Genomic DNA, 18,449 nt, shown 5'->3' with positions numbered 1-18,449 from the left:
GTATCACTCGCCGACTCCAACAAGATCGGGCAGGCCACGGAATGGCCTTCCAAGCCTCTTCTCTTCGCCCGCGACGGCAATCTGTCGCTTATTGCTGATGCCAGCGCGACTCCGCATTGCGCTCCAGCACGCGATCCAGCACACGATCCAGACTCGAAGTCACGCCCTTGCCGAAACGGTCCATCACGCGGCGCGGCTTCTCGAGACTCACCTCGAAGATCTTGACCTCTTCCTTCAGATAGCGTGCCAGCAACGCCTGACTGGTACCGACCTCGTCGATCAGACCGATATCGATGGCCTCACTGCCATACCAGATATCACCCTGGGACACTGCCTCGACGTCCAATTGCGGGCGACGGCTGCCGACATGCTGCTTGAACAGCTCATGGGTGCGCGCCAGGTCCGACAGGAACTTCTCACGCCCTTCTTCACTGTTCTCGCCGAGCATGGTCAAGGTGCGCTTGTAACGCCCCGCCGTCAGAATCTCGACATCCACATCATGCTTCTTGAGCAGACGGTGCACATTGGGCACCTGCGCCACGACACCGATCGAGCCGATGACCGCAAAGGGCGCTGCCACCACGTGGTCCGCCGCACAGGCCATCATGTAGCCGCCACTGGCCGCGACCTTGTCGACCGTGATCGTCAGGCGCGCGCCACTGGCACGCAGACGGTCCAGCTGTGCCGCGGCCAGGCCATAGGCATGCACCAGGCCACCACCGGACTCCAGTCGCAGCACGACCTCATCCTGCTGACCCAGCACGCCTTCCAGTGCCGTGATCTGCTCCGCCAGGCTTTCCACACCGCTGGCCTTGATGTCGCCGACGAAGTCGAGCACGAAGACCCGACGCCCACGCGTACTGGCCGGCGCATCGTCCTTGTCCGCATTGTCGCCCTTGTTGGCTTTCGCCTTGGCCTTGAGCGATTTCTTAAGCGCCTTGGCTTCCTGCTTGTGCTTCTTGGCCCGCGCCTTCTCCTTGGCGGCGTACTCGGCCTCTTCCAGGCCGGCGTGGCTCAATTCGCGTTGATAGCCCTTGATGCGCTCATGCCAGGGACGAATCTTCAGCTTGGGCTGGCGCTCCCCCGCTTCCCCCTGTCGTGCACGTGCAATGATGAGCACGATGGCCGCGATCGCGACCACTACGGTGATCGCCTGGGCCAGAAATAGGCCGTACTGTGAAATCCATTGCATGCACTTGCTCCTGAAACATTGAAGAAGGTGTCTGATCTCTCGCCTGCACGTGAGCGGCGAACGCTCGCTCTCGAGTGCATGGTTGTCAGGCAGAAGGTCAAGGCATCTGCCACACGACCAGGACCCCATAACGAAATCACCGGCTAAAGGGCCGGTGCGGGATGGTACTCGATATGGGGGCAAGCTTGCCCGCCTGCAAGGCTGGCAAGCGCTTGGGTAGATTTCATACTACTCGTATTGTCATGGGACTGGCGTACCGCCTGCGCGGGCTCTCAAGGTGGCCTGGATGCCATCCGTACGTTGTCTCTGTACGCTACTTCTGCACATTATCTCTGCACGTTACTTCTACAGGTTCAGAGCTGGGCGCTGAAGCGCGGAACACGCCAGATCGATCACACGACTTGATTGGAACGCTCGTTTGAAATAGTCTGATGTCAGTCTTGAAGGTCAGCAGCGTGATCACTTCATGGTGAGCAAGGTGATGAACGACACCTTCCCCCTTGCCATGCACGTCATCTTTCCCCGTGATCATTGGCCTTTCTCCACCGCTAGCACTGACAAGGAATATCACCATGGCCGACGCCAACGCCGTCATCGACATGCTCAAGAGCCGTTTCAACCCCGAAGCTGCCAAGGGCATGGATGAGGTCTTTCAATTCAACATCACCGACAGCGATGACTACTACATGGTCGTCAAGGACGGCACTCTGGACGTCGGCGAAGGTGAGCACGATGACCCGTCCGTGACCCTGAGCACCGACAGCGATACCCTCAAGGGCGTGATGAAGGGCGAAGTCGACGGCATGCAGGCCTTCATGACAGGCCGCCTGAAAGCCACCGGCAACATCATGCTGGCCACCAAGCTGACGTCTCTGTTCCCGAACAAGTAAGCGTCTGCTTGAGCAGGTGCATCGTTGCGAACAAGCCCGATGGTAAGGTTCGCTTTATGCACCAGCCAAAGAAAACGCCCCGACCAATGGTCGGGGCGCTTTCTTTGGGGAGAGGCGCGCACTATCAGCGGCCCGTCGCGACCGAGCGCAGGAAGTTGTCGATCAAGGCATGCGAGATCGAGAACTTCGGTGGCAGCCCCGGCAAGTCTTCCGGCGTGAACCACTGGGCATCCTCGATCTCGACACCATCGATGGTGATGTCGCCACCGGCATATTCCGCGTAGTAGCCCAGCATGAACGAGTGCGGGAACGGCCACGACTGGCTCTGGAAATAGCTGACTCGCCCGACCTCGACACCGACTTCCTCGTGCACCTCACGCCGCACGGCTTCCTCGGCACTTTCACCGGCTTCGATGAAGCCCGCCAGGGTCGAATACATGCCCGGCCCGAAGCGCGGACTGCGGGCCAGCAACATCTCGCGGCCCCGGGTGATCAGCGTGATGATGCACGGCGAGATACGCGGGTAGCTGCGATGCTGACAACCGGTGCAGTGCATGGCGAATTCATGCTCCAGTCGCTTCATGCGCTTGCCACAACGGCCACAGAATCGATGGTCGCGCAGCCATTTGAGCACCTGCAACGCACTGGAAAGCAGCGGAAACTGATCACGTGGCAGCGTATGCAGCCACTGACGTGCGGCGGGCCAGTCGGCACTGCCATTCTCACCGAACACCGCAATCGGCGCGCCCTGCCATTCCCCGAGGGCCACGGCGCCGCTGGGCCAGTCCGCGATGGGCTGGATGATGCCGCCATCCGGCGCAGGTGCCACGCCATCACGCCCCACGCGAATCAGATAACCATGGCGCTGGGTCACACGCGAGAGATCACGAATCAACATCAGGCGTCGTCTCCGCGGTTGCCTCGGCTGTCCAGACTGGCACCCTCAAGAGTGGCGCCATCAAGACTGGCACTATCAAGACTGCCCAAGGCATCGATCGAGAGGCGATCGAACAGGCACTCATCCGCCTTGCCGCGAATCTCTTCACACCAGGCCGAGTGACGCTCAAGTTCCAGCGCGGAAAGCCCAGGCGTGACCAGACGTGGGCGATCGGCACGCAGGCGACGAACCCCGACGATACCGCCCTCCTCGCCATCGCCTTCCTCTATCACGTCCAGGCCCAGCGCCGTCTGGCCACCGGTCATCGCCAGATAGACATCGCCGAGAATCTCGGCATCCAGCAAGGCGCCGTGCAGCACACGATGCCCGTTGTCGATATCGTAGCGCTTGCACAGCGCATCCAGGTTGTTGCGCTGTCCGGGGTGCTTCTCTCGGGCCAGCTTCAGGGTATCGAGAATGGCGCAGTGATCGGCGACCGGGCCCAACGGGTTGGCACGCCCGGAATTGATCAGCCCGAATTCGTGATCGATGAAGCCCACATCGAAGGGCGCATTGTGGATGACCAGCTGGGCACCCTTGATGAAGTCCCAGAAGGCATCGGCAATCTCGGCGAAGACCGGCTCGTTGGCGACTCGCTCATCGGTGATGCCGTGTACCCCGATCGCCTCTGCATCGATCAAGCGCTCAGGATTGACGTACTGATGGTAGGTGCGTCCGGTCAGGCGGCGGTTGATCATCTCCACCGCGCCGATCTCGATCAGGCGATGGCCTTCCTTCGGATCGATACCTGTCGTTTCGGTATCGAGAATAATCTGACGCATCTCAGACCTCTTGGTAAACAGTGACAGCTCCCTGATCGATCCGCCTCAAGCTTCGGGCCGCGCATCAGGGTGCCTCAATATCGGATCCTGCATGTCCGTGCTCAAACACGGCTGGCCACCACGCTCGGTGTACCTGCCAGCCGAGGCACTCAGCGGCGGCGCTGCATCTCGTCGATGGCCTCGTTGGCCAGCGCATCGGCGCGCTCGTTGCCCTCATCGCCGCTATGACCCTTGACCCAGCGCCACTCGATATCATGACGCTCACTCTGGGCCAGCAGTGCCTTCCACAGATCTTCATTCTTGACCGGCTGCTTGGCTGCCGTCTTCCAACCGCGCTTGACCCAGCCATGCACCCACTTGGTGATGCCGTTCTTGACGTATTCGGAGTCGGTCCACAGCACCACCTGACAGCGCTTGGTGAGCGCAGTGAGCGCCTCGACCGCCGCCATCATCTCCATCCGATTGTTGGTCGTCTGGGCCTCGCTGCCATTGAGTTCCTTGCGATGCTTGCCACTGACCAGAATCGCGCCCCAGCCACCCGGACCCGGGTTGCCACGACAGGCACCATCGGTGTGGATGACCACGCGAGTCGGCGCCGCCTTGGATTCGGACGTCGCAGCAGCGGAGGGATTCTGGGATTCGGGCGTGGATGCACTCTGGCTCACAAACGGCACTCTCGACAAAGGAAACGAAGACGGGCAAGTGCGACGGCGCTGGCTGTCACGACAGGGGCAAGCCTGGCCCGCAGAGGCGGGGCTTGGAAACCGCCCCCTGACAATCACTCTCCGGTAGCCGTCGCTAGGCAACAGCAGGCCTCGCCACAATGAGCGCCATTCTACCCACTCGCATGCAGCATGGCCAAAGTCCCTGTGTTTTTTTACAGCTTCCGCCAGACTGAAGCCTTGAAGAAAAGGGAGCCCTCGAGCTAGCCACGCTCGGACAGATCTCTGCGCGACTCACGCTTCACATGCCCCTCCCGGGAATGCACCCGCGTGGCCTGGCCGATGGAGACACCGGGGATGGCGACTCGCGGTCGCTTGGCATTCAAGGGTTGCACGTACCCGACATTGCGCCGCGCCCGTATCAACATCAGGCTGCCCAGCGGCAGGTTGTAGCGGCGCCCCATGCGTTCAAGCCAACCGTGTCGCAGGCGTAACCCCGGCAGGTGGAAGCCGGCATAGTCGATACGCTCGATCTCGAAATCCACGAAGGCCAGCCAATCGCGCAGGGCCGCCGGCGTCCGCCAGCTTCCCTCCCAGGGAGTGATGTGACGACGGCGCGGGTCCAGACGCAGCAGCCCCTCACCGGAGAACGGCTGCCAGGCGACGATGACCAGACAGCCACTGGAGCGCAGCACGCGGGCCGCCTCACGCAGCAGTCGGTGCGGCTCCGGCGCGACCTCCAGTAAATGGTGGAGCATCACCAGATCCATGCTCTCGTCCGGCAAAGCCAGCTGCGTCAGCGGGCAGATCAAGGTGGAAGGCGACTCGGCAAGCGCCGCCTCGGGGCTCCATTGGATGGCATGGCGGATGGCGGAGAGTGACAGGAGGTCATTGCCCCCCGGGCCCAGGTTCAGGCTGTGAAAACCGAAGCAGCGCTCGAACAGCGGTGACAGCATCTCGCGCTCCGCCGTCAGGATGTCCTGCCCATCCGGACCCTCGAAAAAGGCACGCATGGCGCGCACATGGGCACTCAATTGGCGCGCATGCTGGCGCTGGCGCTCCTCGGCGGTCAGGGACGCGCTGGCCTTGTCCGCACCGGAGTCATTCACACCAAAGGGGCCTTTCCACATCTTGCATCTCCCGGGCTTCAGGCGGGGAGACACTCCCCACGGCATAGACAGGCTTTGACACTTGTCTACATTCTCACACCATAAGAGGTTTGACACTTACCTGCTGGCTCGTCAGGCTTGTTATCCGGAAAATTCAGATTCCCGCCACGAATCAATCCACTGGGCATCATCGTGCTGGCTATTGGCCTTGCGATTGATGGCGCTCATGGACTTTGGCACCGGCGGCCAGTCGTGACTTTTCCTGCAGGACTCTTCTTGTTGGGCTCTGCGTCAGCCACTCGGCGCCTGATCGCACATGGCGAGCCTGACCGGGAACGAAATGCCGACAAGCGAGTCTTGAACAGGACTGCGGGCACCGAGCATCTCGACACGCCCGGCCCGACACTCAGGATAGAGTGAAGCAGGGTGTTGCCCAACATCCTGCGAATGTCCCATAAATATGCGTTGTCGATCATAGAGCATACGGATTGCCCCTCCCGCCCACATACGCGGCCAGGGGAGCGGCCAGGAGCACGACCATCCTGAGCCGTCTCTGAGCATGACTTTATGCTGCTTTCGACAACTAACTCTCAGTAAGGAGTCGATGGAACCGCTTGCCCATCAGCATTGCAGGCGACGATGACATGCCATGTTCATCTGCTTCAGCCTGGCCGATTCCTCGGCGAGGACGTATGAAGCCCCTTTTAGCGTCACTGGCCTGTCATTGCTTCGATCGACGACTGCAAGACATCAAGAGCACCTGACCACCATGATGAGCGTAACGCCCATAGCGGCCTTTCAGGACAACTACATCTGGTTGATACAGAGCGACGACAACCCCCGCGTGGCGGTCGTCGACCCCGGTGATGCACGCCCGGTGATGGAGGCCCTGGAGTCCAGAGGCCTGACCCTCGACACCATCCTCATCACCCATCACCACCAGGATCACACCGGCGGCCTGCCGGAGCTGATCGAACGCTATCAACCTCGCGTGGTTGGCCCGCACAATCCGGCCATCCACGGTATCGACGAGCGTGTCGGCGATGGCGACAGCTTCCGCCTGCAGGGCCGCCTCTTCGAGGTGATGGAAGTGCCGGGCCATACCCTGGATCACATCGCCTTCGTCAGCTCCGGCATGCCGGGGCTGCTGTTCTGCGGCGACACCCTGTTCAGTGGCGGTTGCGGTCGCCTGTTTGAGGGCACGCCGGAGCAGATGCATCACTCCTTGTCGCGCCTCGCCGCTCTGCCGGAAGAGACGCTCGTCTTCCCGGCACACGAGTACACGCTGGCCAACCTGGCCTTCGCCAGTGCCGCCGAGCCGAACAACCCCGCGCGAGACACCCTCAACGCAGAATGTGAACAGCTGCGTTCACTGGGCCGCCCCACGCTGCCCACCCTCATCGGCCGAGAAAAGCAGATCAATCCGTTCCTGCGCAGTGATGAGGTGGCGCTGCAACGCCACCTCGAGCAGGAAGGACGCCTCTCGGCACCCTCGGGTCAGGAAGATTCCCCACTGGCGGCCTTCACGGCACTGCGTCAGTGGAAGGACAACTTCTAGCCCTGCTGCCCGCGTGCCATTGCCCCCGTTCCGACGCCACCCAGGTGAGCGGTTGGAGCGCGGCGTGAATGGCATTTCGCGTGACAGCGGGTCGAGAACAATCCTGATCTCGATCAGCCCCCGCAGTCACTGATTCGTGCCGGCATGACCGGCCAGCCGAGCCGCTGCTGACCCATCCAGCCGCGGCTCGCCAGAGAGTATTTCGTCAATGCATCAGCAAGACCTCCGTACCGACGGCCAGATGGCCGCCGACACGCCGTGTCGTGTCACTCCGACCCAGGCCCCCTTCCGTCCGGCTCGACTGCGTCACCTGATTGGCCTCGCCTCTCTGGGTGCCACCCTGTGCCTGATGCCGCTGACCGCCAGCGCCAATTCAGCGATGGTGTCCGGGGTCTCGCCCACCAGTAAATATCAGCGCGCCCCGCTGAACTTCATGGAGGCCGTCGACGCCATTCCCGCGCACTACGACGACGTCTGGGAGCGCCTGCGCGCCGGCTATCAGCTGCAGCAGGACACCGGTCGCCCACGCGTGCGCAAATGGATCAGCTGGTATCAGGAGCACCCCCACCACGTGGAGCGTATCGCGGAACAGGCCCGCCCCTGGATTCGCTACGTGACACTGCGCACCGAAGCACGCGGCCTGCCGGCAGAGCTGGCACTGCTGCCCTTCATCGAGAGCGCCTACGATCCGGATGCCGCGCATCCGGGCGGTGCGACCGGCATGTGGCAGTTCATGCCGCGCACCGGTGACGCCATGGGGCTGACACGCAACCGCTGGTATGACGGTCGCAAGGACGTGTTGCTGTCCACGGATGCCGCGTTGGATTACCTGGAAACCCAGGGCGAGCGCTGGTATGACGGCGACTGGGAGCTGGCGCTGGCCGCCTACAATGCCGGTGCCGGCACCGTGAATCGTGCACGCCGCCGCGCCGGTGGCGATGAGGATTACTGGAACATCAAGCTGCCCAACGAGACCATGGAATACGTGCCGAAGCTTCTGGCACTGGCCGCGGTGATTCGCGACCCTGAGGAATATGGGCTCTCGTTGCCGAAGATTGACGACAGGCCGGAAATCGCGGCCGTCGAGACGGGCGGACAACTGGACCTGTCCACCGCCGCCAAGCTGGCCGGCATCAGCGAAGACGAGCTGCGCGCCCTGAACCCGGCCTACAAGCGCTGGGCCACCACGCCGGGTGACAGCTCGCTGGTGATTCCCGCCACCGCCCGCGACACCTTCCTCAGCCAGCTGGCCACGCTGCCTGAAAAAGCGCGCCAGAGCTGGGCCAGCTATCGCGTCAAGCGCGGCGACACCCTGTCCGTCATCGCGCGCCGCAATGGCCTGACGCTGTCCGAACTGAAGCAGAAAAACCGCCTCTCGGGCAACACCATCCGCATCGGCCAGGCACTGATGGTGCCGGACCGCGGCGCCTCGGTGGCCACCCAGCTGGCCTCGGCCAACGGCGAGAAGAAGGTGCGCGTGAAGAGTGGCGATTCCCTGTCATTGATCGCCGCACGTCACAATGTCAGCACTCGCCAGCTCGCGCGCTGGAACAAGCTGTCATCTGCGGATTACCTGCGCCCCGGTCAGATGTTGACCCTTTACAGCGCCAACTGAGTCAGTCGATTCACGCGTCGTTGCACGACGCTTGATAGGCGATTCCTCAACGCCCCTGCCATCCGTGATGGTGGGGGCGTTTGCGATTCAAACGCCGCAGCATGGCCGCTGACAGGGAACTTCGTTACTCTTGGCGGGGTCGATGCAAGGAGACCGGCCGCAGCCCGGCGCGTGGCGTGCACCTGCTGCACCGCTTCTGCAGTTCTCCATCAGCTCATCGCAGCTCACGGTCGACAGCTTTGCAGTCAGCCGCTGAGGCCACCCAAGCCAGCGGAGTTGATGGCGAGTCAGGCGCAAACCAGCCGCTGCCCAGATGCCGGTCATTTCATCACGGCCGCGAGGCCCGGGTCATTCAGTCAAGGAAGTCTTCGATGCAGCGTGTTTCTTCACTCACCCACCGTCGCTGGGCCGCGCTACGTGCGCTATGCCTGGGGGCGCTGATGGTGAGCGGCTCGTTCACTGCCACGGCCAACGCGGCTGAGCCCAATGCGAATAGCGAGCAATCTGCCGATTCACGCCCCAGCGCCGAGACGGCGTCAGGCACGCAGGCAACCAGCGCGCAGGCAACCAGTATCCCCACCTCGAACGTGCAGACACCGCTGGACGTCCCGACCGTGCATGGCCTGGCCATCTACGGCGAGCCCGTCCACAAGCCCGGCTTCACGCACTTTCCTTACGTCAATCCAGAGGCGCCGGTCGGCGGGCGCATGACGCGCGCCGCCATCGGCAGTTTCGACTCCACCAATCCCTTCATCCTCAAGGGCAATTCGGTGGCGGGGCTCAATTACTTCGGCGGACTGATCTACGACACCCTGATGATCCCCTCCGCTGATGAGCCCTTCACCGAATACGGATTGCTGGCCAGTGGCGTCCGCCTGGCCGAGGACCGCAGCGCCATCGAATTCGATATCGACCCTCGGGCGCGCTTTCACGATGGCGTGGCGGTGACTGCCGAAGATGTCGTCTTCACCTATCGCCTGCTCAAGGATGAGGGCCTGCCGTTCTTCAAGAGCTACTACCACGATGTCACCGGTGTCAGCGTGATCGATGCCGACACCGTGCGCTTCGAGATGGCGCCAGGCGCCGCGCGCGAATTGCCGCTGATCATCGGCCAGCTGCCGGTATTGCCGGAGCACTACTGGAAGAGCCGCGACTTCACACGCGCCACCCTGGAACTCCCGCTGGGTTCCGGCCCCTATCGCATGGCGTCTCTGGACGCCGGCCGCCAGGTTCGCTATGAGCGTGTCGACGACTACTGGGGCAAGGACCTGCCGGTCAACAAGGGCCGCCACAACATCCAGACGCTGGTCTACGACTACTACCGGGACCAGACCGTGTCGCTGGAAGCCTTCAAGGCCGGCAGCATCGATCTGCACGTCGAAAGCAGCGCCAAGAACTGGGCAACCGCCTACGACACTCCCGCGCTGCACGAGGGCCGCCTGAAGAAGCTGGAAGTCCCGGACAGCAACCCGGCAGGCATGCAGGGCTTCGTGCTCAACGAGCGCCGCGAGCGCTTCCAGGACCCGCGAGTGCGTGAGGCACTGGCGCTGGTCTTCGACTTCGACTGGATCAACCGCAACCTCTTCTACGGCGCCTACCAGCAGACCCACAGCTATTTCGAGAATTCGGACATGGCCGCGGATGGCATGCCCACCGGCAAGGAACTCGCGCTGCTTGAGCCCTTCAAGGATGAGCTGCCCAGCGCGGTCTTCGACAAGCCTCTGCCGATCGATGAGCCACAGGAATTGCGCCCTCGCCTGCGCAAGGCGTTGGGACTGCTGCGCGAAGCGGGTTATGAAGTGGTCAAGGGCCAGCTGGTCAGCCGCAGCAGCGGCAAGCCGCTGACGCTTGAGGTGCTCAACTACGACACCCAGTTCGAGCGCATCATCCAGCCGTGGATTCGCAATCTGGCGCGCATCGGCATCAAGGCACGGATTCGCACCGTCGACGTCAATCAGTACATCAACCGCCGTCGCAGCTTCGACTTCGACGTGGTGGTCGGCAGTTATCCGCAATCCAACAGCCCCGGCAGCGAGCAGCGTGAATACTGGACCAGCGACTATGCCGACGTGGCCGGCTCACGCAATCTGATCGGGCTGAAAAGCCCGGTGGTGGACGCGCTCACCGATGCCCTGATTCAGGCGCAGACCCGCGAAGACCTGCTCAGCGCGACACGGGCACTCGACCGCGTACTGCGTTGGGGCTTCCATGTCGTGCCCCAGTGGCACCTGGCGGCGACGCGTATCGCGCTCTGGAACAAGTTCGGCTATCCGCAGCCCTTCCCGGAATACCAGCTGAGCCTGGACAGCTGGTGGATCGAGCCCGACAAGGATGCATCACTCGAACCGGGAGAATGAACCAGGTGAATAAGCCGGGTGAACATGCCTGCTCAGCAAGCCTGAAGAACACGCTCGGCGCATATGCCAGGCATAGACGCCTGGCGGGACTGACGCCTTGCTGATGCGTCCACGACACCAATAACCGATGTCCCTTGCACCGCACATCAGATGCCGGCGATGAGGGGCACGCAGGGAGATTGCCATTGGGTGCCTATATTCTGCGCCGGATTCTGTTGATGATTCCGACGCTGCTCGGAATCCTGTTGCTGAATTTTCTGATCGTTCAGGCCGCCCCCGGTGGCCCGATCGAACAACTGATGTCACGTCTGGACGGCATGAGTGCCGGTGCCAGCACCCGCCTCAACAGTGGCGGCGGTGATGGTGTCACCAGCGGTGGCGGTGGCTCCTCGACCTATCGCGGCGCCTCAGGGGTCGACCCGGCCTTGATCGAGGAGCTGGAGCAGCAGTTCGGCTTCGACAAGCCGGTCTGGGAACGCTTCACCGACATGGTCGTCGACTACGCGCAGTTCGATTTCGGCGACAGCTTCTTCCGTGATCGCCCGGTGATCGACCTGATGCTGGAGCGCCTGCCGGTCTCCATCTCGCTGGGGCTATGGACCACGCTGCTGGTCTATCTGGTCTCGATCCCGCTGGGTATCCGCAAGGCACTGGTGCATGGCTCGCGCTTCGACATCTGGACCTCCGGCGTCGTCATCGTCGGCTACGCCATTCCGGGCTTCCTGTTCGCGATCCTGTTGATCGTGGTGTTCGCCGGCGGCAGCTATCTGGACTGGTTCCCGCTCAGGGGGCTGACCTCGCCGGACTTCGAGGAGCTGTCCACCGCCGGCAAGATTCTGGATTACTTCCATCACATCGCCCTGCCCGTGCTGGCCTCCGCCATCGGCAGCTTCGCGACCCTGACGATGCTGACCAAGAACAGCTTCCTGGACGAGATCCACAAGCAATACGTCCTGACGGCACGCGCCAAGGGGGCCAGCGAGAACCGCATCCTCTACGGGCATGTCTTCCGCAACGCCATGCTGATCATCATCGCCGGGCTGCCCGCGGCGCTGGTAGGCATCTTCTTCACCGGCTCGCTGCTGATCGAGGTGATCTTCTCCCTCGACGGCCTGGGACTGCTCGGCTTCGAGGCTGTCCTGCAGCGCGATTACCCGCTGATCTTCGGCACCCTGTATCTCTATACCCTGATCGGTCTGATCCTGAAGCTGGTCTCTGATCTGATGTATGTGTGGATCGACCCGCGCATCGACTTCGCGACACGGGAGGCCTGACATGCGCCACGAGACAACGGTTCACGAAACGTCGGTTCATGAAACGTCGGTTCATGAAACAAAGCGTCACGAGACACCCGCTCACGACGTGAGCGACGAAAGCCAGCAGGCGCAGCAACGCCCGCGCGCCTCACGCCTGTCGCCCATCACCCGACGGCGCATGGCGGCCTTTCGTGACAACCGTCGCGCCTGGTGGTCGCTGCTGATCTTCGGCGTGCTGTTCGTGCTCTCGCTGGGGGCCGAGCTGATCGCCAATGACCGTCCGCTGCTGGTCGAGTATCAGGGCGAGACCTATCTGCCGATGCTGCACGAGTATCCGGAGACCACCTTCGGCGGCTTCCTGCCCACCGCCACCGACTATCGCGACCCCTATGTGATCGAGGCCATCGAGGCGCAGGGCTTCATGCTCAACACCTTGATTCCCTACTCCTACGACACCCTGGATCTGAATCTGGGCTCTCCGGCGCCGTCGGCCCCCAATGGCCGTCATTGGCTGGGCACCGATGATCAGGGCCGTGACGTGCTGGCGCGCGTCATCTATGGCTTCCGGCTGTCGGTGATCTTCGCGCTGGTACTGACGGCGGGCTCGCTGGTGCTGGGGGTGGTGATCGGTGGCGTGCAGGGCTACTTCGGCGGCAAGGTCGACCTGATCGGCCAGCGTCTGATCGAGGTGTGGTCCGGCCTGCCGGTGCTGTTCCTGTTGATCATTCTCGCCAGCATCGTCGAGCCGAACCTGTGGTGGCTGACCGGCATCATGTTGCTGTTCTCGTGGCTGGGCATCGTCGATATCGTGCGCGCCGAATTCCTGCGCGCTCGCAATCTGGAATACGTGCGTGCCGCCCGGGCCATGGGTCTGCCCTCGCGGCTGATCATGTGGCGTCATGTGCTGCCCAACGCGATGGTCGCCACCCTGACCTTCATCCCCTTCCTGTTCACCGGCGCCATCACCACCCTGACCGCGCTGGATTTTCTTGGCTTCGGCCTGCCAGCAGGCTCACCCTCGCTGGGCGAGCTGGTCGCCCAGGGCAAGAACAACCTGCAGGCACCGTGGCTGGGCATGACCGCCTTCCTTAGCCTCGGCATCATGCTGACGCTGTTGGTCTTCATCGGCGAAGGGCTGCGCGATGCCTTCGACCCACGTCATATCAGTGACCGGGAGCAGAACGCATGAGTCATCCCTCTTCACCTGCGGACAACACCGGCACCGCTGCCAGCGTGCTGAGACTCGACGATCTCTGCATCCGCTTCGGCCAGACACCCGTCGTCAGGCATCTTTCCCTTGAGGTCCGACGGGGGGAATGTCTGGCCATCGTCGGCGAGTCCGGGTCGGGCAAGTCCGTCAGCCTGTTGGCGAGTCTTGGCCTGCTGCCGGGGCATGCCCATGTCACCGGGCAGCGCGAATTCACGCGGCCTGACGGCAAGACGCTGGATCTCGCCGCCCTGACGCCACGCCAGTGGCAGCGGGTGCGCGGCGGCCAGATCGGTTTCGTGTTCCAGGAGCCGATGACCTCGCTCAACCCGCTGACGCGTGTCGGCGAACAGATCAGTGAAAGCCTGCGCCTCCAGCAGGGACTGCGCGGCAATGCCGCCCGCCAGCGCGTGCTGGAACTGCTCTGCCAGGTGCAGCTGCCGCGTCCCGAGGAGTTGATCGACGCCTGGCCACACCAGCTCTCCGGCGGGCAACGCCAACGCGTGATGATCGCCATGGCGATGGCCAATCAGCCACCGCTGTTGATCGCCGATGAGCCGACCACGGCGCTGGATGTCACCGTGCAGCAGGAGATACTCCAGCTGCTGGATCGCCTGCGCCGCGACCAGGGCATGGCGATGGTCCTGATCAGCCATGACCTCAATCTGGTGCGCCGTCATGCCGACCGCGTGATCGTGATGCGCGACGGGGAATGCATCGAGCAAGGGCGCGTCGACGAGGTATTCGATGCGCCACAGGCCGATTACACCCGCGAGCTGCTGGCCGCCGAACCCGAAGGCCTCGCCAGCGACTTGAGTGCCGAGGACGCCGCGACACCGGTTCTCGCCGCGCGCAAGCTGGAGGTGCGCTTCGCTCGCAGCAAGAAGCTGTTCCAGAAGCGCCCCGCGGACTTCGTCGCCGTTCATCCGCTGGATCTGACACTGGCCCGCGGCGAGACGCTCGGCGTGGTCGGGGAATCGGGGTCCGGCAAGACGACACTCGCCCTGGCGCTCTTGAAGCTGCAGGCCGCCAAGGGCGAGATCCACCTCGAGAACGAACGCATCGATACGCTGGATCGCAACACGCTGCGCCTGCGTCGCCGTCAGATGCAGATCGTCTTCCAGGATCCATACGGCTCGCTGTCGCCACGCATGCCGGTGGCGGACATCATCAGTGAAGGTCTGCGCTTTCATCATCCAACGCTCAGCGAAGACGAGGTTCGCCAGCGTGTGGCGCAGGTGCTGGAGGAAGTCGAACTGCCCTCGGTATGTGCCGATCGCTATCCCCACGAGTTCTCCGGCGGCCAACGTCAGCGGATTGCCTTGGCGCGCGCCCTGATCCTCGAGCCCAGACTGCTGGTGCTCGATGAGCCCACCTCGGCACTGGACCGCAGCGTGCAGAAACAGCTGATTGCCCTGCTGCGTGAACTCCAGACACGCCGAGGCCTGAGCTATCTGTTCATCAGTCATGACCTGGCGGTGGTACGCGCGCTATCCCATCGAGTGATGGTGTTGCGTGAAGGACGCCTGGTGGAGACGGGCACGACGGCAGAAGTGCTCGGCAATCCCCGCGAAGACTATACGCGCGCCCTGATACAGGCCGCGGGTCTGGCCTGACACGCTCTGCTCTGCCATAGCATGCCGATCGCCCTGCTCGGGTAGCCACAGATGATGAGCAGGGCATTGCCGCATTGCAGTCAGTGCACCCCTGCGTTGCAGGACGCACGTTTTGTCGATTGCAAATAATAAAGGTTCTCAATATGATCCAGTGAGATGCGGGCCGACCATCGAGAGACCGTGTAATGACTTCCCGCCCTCTCTCGAGCGGCCCCACGCACTGCCGTTCTGCGCGCACTGCATAACAACAGACCGATCAAGGGATCCACATGACTGCCTCTTTCCGTTTTGCCTCACGCAAGCCGCTGGCAGCTGCCATCGCATTGTCAGCCTCCATGTTCACCGGTGCCGCTCTGGCAGAGCATCATGGCGACGCCCATGACAAGGCGCTGACGGCCGACGCTGTCGTCGCCCAGTACGCCAACGTCGCGCATGCCACCTACAGCGATGCCCTGGCCAGTGCCAACGCCCTGCGCGCCGCCAATGCCGCGCTGATCGAATCTCCGTCCGAAGAAACGCTGGCCGCGGCACGTGCCGCCTGGAAGCAGGCGCGCGTGGCGTATCAGCAGAGCGAAGTGTTCCGCTTCGGCAATGCCATCGTCGATGACTGGGAAGGTCAGCTGAACGCCTGGCCGCTGGATGAAGGGCTGATCGATTACGTCGAAGGCGACGGCTATCAGGCCGAGCTGGGCAACCCGGGTGCCAGCGCCAACATCATCGCCAGCGACAGCGTGCAGATCGGTGCCGACAAGATCGACACCACCGAGATCACCCCGGAGCTGCTGGCGTCCCTCAACGAGCTGGGCGGTTTCGAGGCCAACGTGGCCAGCGGCTACCATGCCATCGAATTCCTGCTCTGGGGCCAGGACATGCACGGCTTTGAGGCCGGTGCCGGCGAGCGCCCGGCGACCGACTTCGCCAAGGGCGATGCCTGTACCGCCGACAACTGTGACCGTCGTGGCGCCTACCTGCTGGCCGCCAACGACCTGCTGATCAGCGACCTGGAATACATGGTCGGCCAGTGGGCACAGGGCGAGAAGGACAACTACCGCGCGGAACTGACTTCATTGCCGGCCGGTGAAGGCCTCGAGAAGATGCTGTTCGGCATGGGCTCCCTGTCACTGGGCGAGCTGGCCGGTGAGCGCATGAAGGTCGCGCTGGAAGCCAACTCCTATGAAGACGAGCACGACTGCTTCTCCGACAACACCCACTACTCGCACTTCTACAATGCCAAGGGCATCCAGAACGTCTACGAAGGCAAGTACGTGACCCTGGACGGTCGCACCTTCGAAGGCCCGTCACTGCATGCACTCGTCGCACAGAATGACCCGGAACTGGCCGAGAAGATGCACGAGGCGCTGGACACCACCATGGGCCAGCTGCAGGTGATGGTCGACACGGCAGAAGCCGACGGCGGCATGAAGTTTGACCAGATGATCGCCCCGGGCAATGCCGAAGGCGCCGAGATCATCAATGCCAGCATTCAGGATCTGGTCGCCCAGACCCGCCTGATCGAAGAGATCGCCGGCGATGTCGGCATCAGCGGCATGAAGGCCGATACCGCGGACCATGAGTTCTAAGCACACGCTCGAGATTGCCAGTCCATGGGGTGACGATTGATCCTCCCCATGCAGCGCAGCCCCACGCCCGAACCCGTCTACGCACAGGTTCGGGCGTTGATGCTTTTCGCGCCAGCATTTGATGCGCGTCTGCTGATTCTTTCAGGCTGCTGCGCAGCACCGGAAGAACCTGCAGCCTGACCGCGCAAGCCAGGACCTACATTGATGCCACACGTCGTCCCGAAACACCCCACACTCCACGCGTTGTCTCTCGCCATCACGCTTGCCGCCCTGCCGCTGGGCGTAGCACAGGCCGCCCAGCCAGCGCTGACCGTGAGCGCGTATCTGGCCGAACTGCCATTGCAGGTCACCGACAGAAGCGGTGGCGACGGCAGCGTGCCCAAGCACGACACCAACGCCTACTCCCTGCCGGCCAAGAACCTGAGCTTCGATCAGCGCCTGTCCTTCAGTGTCGGCAACAGCTTCTTCAAGAGCCCCTGGGTGATCGCGCCCGCCAGCACCACCGCGCGCGATGGCCTCGGCCCGCTGTTCAACACCAACGCCTGCCAGAACTGCCACGTCAAGGATGGCCGCGGCAGCCTGCCGGCCGAGGGCGATCCCTCGGTGGGCCTTTTCCTGCGCCTGGGTCTGCCGGACAGCCACGAGGACAGCTGGAGCGATGAGGAGCGAGAATTCCGGCGTATCGCCGGGGTGATGCCGCATCCTGTCTATGGCACCCAGCTGCAGAATGCCGCCGTGCCCGGCATCGAGCGCGAAGGCCGCATGCAGGTGGATTACGAGGATGTGACGGTGACTCTGGCGGACGGGGAAGTCATCGCGTTGCGCAAGCCGCGCTATTCCATCGTCGAACCCGGCTTCGGTGACCCGGGCGCCATCGCGCTCTCCCCACGTCTCGCCCCCGGCATGGTGGGGCTGGGGCTGCTCGAGGCGGTCAGCGACGAGAACTTGCTCGAGTGGGCCGACCCGCAGGATGCGGATGGCGACGGCATCAGCGGGCGCGCCAATACTGTCTGGTCACTCGCCGAGCAACGCGAGGTCATGGGCCGTTTCGGCTGGAAGGCCGGTCAGCCCGATGTGCGACAGCAGAGCGCCAAGGCCTTCGCCGGTGACATGGGGCTGACCTCCCATCTGGTCAGCTCCACCGACTGCACCCCGCTCCAGAAGTGCAAGACATTGCCCGATGGGGGGGAGATCGAGGTCGACGACAACGTGATGGACAACGTGGCCTTCTACTCGCGCAATCTGGCCGTGCCCACCCGACGTGATATCGATGACCCGACGGTGCGCCAAGGCGAGCAACTGTTCCGCGAGCTTGAATGCGCCAGCTGCCACCGTCCTCGCCTGACCACCCAGTCCGGCGGCGTGGCGGAACAACTGGCCGAGCAGACGATCTGGCCCTACAGCGACATGCTGCTGCATGACATGGGCGAAGGACTGGCGGATGATCGCCGCGAATTCGAGGCCAGCGGCCAGGAATGGCGCACGCCGCCCTTGTGGGGCATCGGCCTGGCCCAGACGGTCAACCCTGCCACGGGCTTCTTGCATGATGGCCGTGCACGCACCCTGCTCGAGGCCGTGCTCTGGCATGGCGGCGAAGCCCAGCCAAGCCGCGATGCCGTCGTGGCCCTGCCGACTGACCAGCGTGAAGCCCTGTTGCGCTTCCTCGAGACTCTCTGACAAGGAATACC

14 protein-coding genes are annotated in these 18,449 nt (G+C 63.1%); 9 read left to right on the top strand and 5 right to left on the bottom strand.

The window, feature by feature from the left end; genetic code table 11:
• Positions 1-88: 88 nt before the first annotated feature.
• Complete coding sequence (sohB, locus tag QD208_RS06965; protein ID WP_153635683.1) at positions 89-1,192, bottom strand: protease SohB; 1,104 nt, start codon at positions 1,190-1,192, stop codon at positions 89-91.
• A gap of 572 nt (positions 1,193-1,764) precedes the next feature.
• On the opposite strand from sohB, the gene QD208_RS06960 reads away from it, so the two are divergent.
• Positions 1,765-2,082, top strand: a complete 318-nt coding sequence (locus QD208_RS06960) for an SCP2 sterol-binding domain-containing protein (protein ID WP_043332726.1) — start codon at positions 1,765-1,767, stop codon at positions 2,080-2,082.
• Positions 2,083-2,206: 124 nt separating this feature from the next.
• Here QD208_RS06960 and nudC read toward each other — a convergent pair whose 3' ends face one another.
• The 4 genes from nudC to QD208_RS06940 all read right to left on the bottom strand — a co-directional run bounded on the left by nudC (position 2,207) and on the right by QD208_RS06940 (position 5,593).
• Positions 2,207-2,980 (bottom strand): NAD(+) diphosphatase, encoded by a 774-nt coding sequence (gene nudC / locus QD208_RS06955; RefSeq protein ID WP_107334885.1) that lies wholly within the window; start codon positions 2,978-2,980, stop codon positions 2,207-2,209.
• Entirely contained in the window at positions 2,980-3,801 is an 822-nt protein-coding gene (gene dnaQ, locus QD208_RS06950) for a DNA polymerase III subunit epsilon (protein WP_153635682.1), read from the bottom strand. Before dnaQ ends, nudC begins: the two co-directional genes overlap by 1 nt.
• 149 nt (positions 3,802-3,950) lie before the next feature.
• Positions 3,951-4,385: a ribonuclease HI gene (gene rnhA / locus QD208_RS06945; protein WP_054556047.1), complete on the bottom strand. Its 435-nt coding sequence runs from the start codon at positions 4,383-4,385 to the stop codon at positions 3,951-3,953.
• Between the two features lie 341 nt (positions 4,386-4,726).
• The gene (locus tag QD208_RS06940) at positions 4,727-5,593 is read right to left on the bottom strand and encodes a class I SAM-dependent methyltransferase (RefSeq protein ID WP_279836327.1); all 867 of its coding nucleotides are present in this window, start codon (positions 5,591-5,593) and stop codon (positions 4,727-4,729) included.
• Between the two features lie 748 nt (positions 5,594-6,341).
• Between QD208_RS06940 and gloB the strand changes: the two genes are divergently transcribed.
• From gloB to QD208_RS06900, 8 genes are all read left to right on the top strand, one after another.
• Positions 6,342-7,130 (top strand): hydroxyacylglutathione hydrolase, encoded by a 789-nt coding sequence (gene gloB, locus QD208_RS06935; RefSeq protein ID WP_107334887.1) that lies wholly within the window; start codon positions 6,342-6,344, stop codon positions 7,128-7,130.
• Between the two features lie 208 nt (positions 7,131-7,338).
• The gene (locus QD208_RS06930) at positions 7,339-8,745 is read left to right on the top strand and encodes a LysM peptidoglycan-binding domain-containing protein (RefSeq protein ID WP_279836325.1); all 1,407 of its coding nucleotides are present in this window, start codon (positions 7,339-7,341) and stop codon (positions 8,743-8,745) included.
• 371 nt (positions 8,746-9,116) lie between these two features.
• Entirely contained in the window at positions 9,117-11,102 is a 1,986-nt protein-coding gene (locus QD208_RS06925) for an extracellular solute-binding protein (protein ID WP_279836323.1), read from the top strand.
• A gap of 185 nt (positions 11,103-11,287) precedes the next feature.
• The gene (gene yejB, locus QD208_RS06920; RefSeq protein ID WP_107334889.1) at positions 11,288-12,376 is read left to right on the top strand and encodes a microcin C ABC transporter permease YejB; all 1,089 of its coding nucleotides are present in this window, start codon (positions 11,288-11,290) and stop codon (positions 12,374-12,376) included.
• Between the two features lie 88 nt (positions 12,377-12,464).
• Positions 12,465-13,547, top strand: coding sequence for an ABC transporter permease (locus QD208_RS06915; RefSeq protein ID WP_279836321.1), 1,083 nt, complete (start codon positions 12,465-12,467; stop codon positions 13,545-13,547).
• The gene (locus QD208_RS06910) at positions 13,544-15,181 is read left to right on the top strand and encodes a dipeptide ABC transporter ATP-binding protein (RefSeq protein ID WP_153635678.1); all 1,638 of its coding nucleotides are present in this window, start codon (positions 13,544-13,546) and stop codon (positions 15,179-15,181) included. The genes QD208_RS06915 and QD208_RS06910 overlap by 4 nt, the downstream gene beginning before the upstream one ends.
• Positions 15,182-15,450: 269 nt before the next feature.
• On the top strand, positions 15,451-16,761 hold the full coding sequence (locus QD208_RS06905) for an imelysin family protein (protein ID WP_279836318.1): 1,311 nt from the start codon (positions 15,451-15,453) through the stop codon (positions 16,759-16,761).
• Positions 16,762-16,965: 204 nt separating this feature from the next.
• Positions 16,966-18,438: a di-heme oxidoredictase family protein gene (locus QD208_RS06900; RefSeq protein WP_153635677.1), complete on the top strand. Its 1,473-nt coding sequence runs from the start codon at positions 16,966-16,968 to the stop codon at positions 18,436-18,438.
• Positions 18,439-18,449: the final 11 nt, after the last annotated feature.

Source organism: Cobetia sp. 29-18-1 (assembly GCF_029846405.1).
GTDB lineage: Bacteria > Pseudomonadota > Gammaproteobacteria > Pseudomonadales > Halomonadaceae > Cobetia > Cobetia amphilecti.
Note: the sequence above shows the minus strand (reverse complement) of the source record. Positions and strands in the feature narration are given on the sequence as shown.

Excerpts from the sequence above, each read along its gene's own strand:
- sohB (WP_153635683.1), bottom strand. The coding sequence starts at position 1,192 with ATGCAATGGATTTCACAGTACGGCCTATTTCTGGCCCAGGCGATCACC.
- QD208_RS06960 (WP_043332726.1), top strand. The coding sequence starts at position 1,765 with ATGGCCGACGCCAACGCCGTCATCGACATGCTCAAGAGCCGTTTCAAC.
- nudC (WP_107334885.1), bottom strand. The coding sequence starts at position 2,980 with ATGTTGATTCGTGATCTCTCGCGTGTGACCCAGCGCCATGGTTATCTG.
- dnaQ (WP_153635682.1), bottom strand. The coding sequence starts at position 3,801 with ATGCGTCAGATTATTCTCGATACCGAAACGACAGGTATCGATCCGAAG.
- QD208_RS06940 (WP_279836327.1), bottom strand. The coding sequence starts at position 5,593 with ATGTGGAAAGGCCCCTTTGGTGTGAATGACTCCGGTGCGGACAAGGCC.
- gloB (WP_107334887.1), top strand. The coding sequence starts at position 6,342 with ATGATGAGCGTAACGCCCATAGCGGCCTTTCAGGACAACTACATCTGG.
- QD208_RS06930 (WP_279836325.1), top strand. The coding sequence starts at position 7,339 with ATGCATCAGCAAGACCTCCGTACCGACGGCCAGATGGCCGCCGACACG.
- QD208_RS06925 (WP_279836323.1), top strand. The coding sequence starts at position 9,117 with ATGCAGCGTGTTTCTTCACTCACCCACCGTCGCTGGGCCGCGCTACGT.
- QD208_RS06910 (WP_153635678.1), top strand. The coding sequence starts at position 13,544 with ATGAGTCATCCCTCTTCACCTGCGGACAACACCGGCACCGCTGCCAGC.
- QD208_RS06905 (WP_279836318.1), top strand. The coding sequence starts at position 15,451 with ATGACTGCCTCTTTCCGTTTTGCCTCACGCAAGCCGCTGGCAGCTGCC.
- QD208_RS06900 (WP_153635677.1), top strand. The coding sequence starts at position 16,966 with ATGCCACACGTCGTCCCGAAACACCCCACACTCCACGCGTTGTCTCTC.